This is a genomic window from Vibrio sp. 10N.222.49.A3, assembly GCF_041475145.1.
Taxonomy (GTDB): Bacteria; Pseudomonadota; Gammaproteobacteria; order Enterobacterales; family Vibrionaceae; genus Vibrio; species Vibrio tasmaniensis_A.
Window position 1 is genome coordinate 1 of sequence record NZ_JBFRVM010000357.1, and the last position, 1,659, is coordinate 1,659.

A 1,659-nucleotide genomic window follows, 5' to 3' on the forward strand; every position below is an offset into this window, starting at 1 on the left:
GAGTGGATTCCATACATCAAGTTAGAGCAAAAGCTCATACACATTTTGTTGGTGCGCATTTCCCCGACTAAAAATTATTCGAAGGCAGTGCACTCTTTAACGATGTCATGGATTTTATATTGAAAATCTAAACGAAAGACCACAGTATAGACCCACCAGATAGTAAGCAAGTTGCACATGAAACATTAACCGTCAAAATGGAGAAAACATGAAAGTCCAATTTTTAGATAACCCCTGCTCATCTACTAGTTATAGGAATATTGTTAAAACAGCTTCCCACTCCGATATAGACTGTCTATCAGCCCAAGTGAGTGAGCAACTACTCAACTCACCCAAGAAAGTTTCATTAAGAGGTTTTATATAGTGAGAAACCTTATTAAAGGAGTTTCTGGAAAATTATTTATAATAAATAGTTTAACAGCAACGGCATATGCATTTATTTTACCAATAATGAGTATTTACTTAATAGACGGTATTGGTGCGAGCCCGTCATTTATTGCTTACTATAGTGTTAGCTTCGCGCTTTCTGGAATGTTTTTTAGCCAACTGTTCGGTTCATTGGCAGATAAAGGTGTCAACGACCGTTGGCTCTTTCTAATATCAATTATCTGCATTGTTATTTCTGCTGCTTCCTTTATTTTTGTCACTGAACCATGGCAAGCATTAGCTGTAGGTACAATTCTTATGGGACCGGGTAATGCCTGTATACCTTTGATATTATCTATGATTAAAAGGTTTGCAGACCAATCAGGCCAAAATATCACTAGTCTAAATACGCAAATGCGATCCGGTGTTTCTGTTGTTTGGATTGCGGGCCCAGCTCTAGCTTTTTTAGTCGCAGACTCGTGGGGATACATCGCCAACTTTTATATTGCTTTTACTCTAGCTATTTTTGTTATTATTCTAACGACAAAATACCTGCCGACATTCAACAAAGTAGTTGAGGCCCCATCACCACTAAAAAGCCAACCTTCAACCATTCCAACTATCGCCTTGATTCTAGGTCTGGTCATTTTATTAGGTAACTTAGCAAATCATGTTTATATAACGGCAATGCCATTATATTTAACTCAAGAACTAAGTATACCAATGTATTTCCCAGGACTGCTCTTAGGGGTAACTGCTATGTTTGAAATACCAGTAATGCTCTACGCTGCGAAATTTTCAGAAAAATTCGGAAAAAGCCAATTAATGGTATTTGGATTCATTTGTGCTGTTATCTATTATTTATTAATACAGTATGTAACTACGATCCCACTTCTTATCTTGAGCCAGGCTTTTAATGGCTTGTTTTACGGGGTTTTTGTAGGATTAGGCATTACTCTTATTCAAGATGCATTCCCTAATAAAGGGGGTATGGCTTCGGCATATTATACGAATATGATGAGAATCGGGATGATGTTAGGAACTTCTGTTGCAGGCTTTATTGCTCAATACTTTGACTTTAAGACGGCTTTATATGCATCGTTAGCATCGGCTGCGTTATCCTTAATCTTAATAGTCTATATGTCGAAAATTCCTGCCTTGAAATCGATTAAAGCAACCATTTAACTCGTTGATATGCCCTACTTCCATCTGAGAGTAGGGCTTTTTTCATTTCCCATATTTTTAGTTATCCATTAATTACTAATTTAGTAAAGTCTGTGATTACCGAGGGAG

At 37.1% G+C, this 1,659-nt stretch carries 1 protein-coding gene; it reads left to right on the top strand.

The genetic code is table 11. The features are described from left to right. Positions 1-363: 363 nt before the first annotated feature. Positions 364-1,551, top strand: coding sequence for a sugar efflux transporter (locus tag AB4589_RS25595; protein ID WP_372101975.1), 1,188 nt, complete (start codon positions 364-366; stop codon positions 1,549-1,551). The last annotated feature ends 108 nt before the right edge of the window (positions 1,552-1,659 follow it).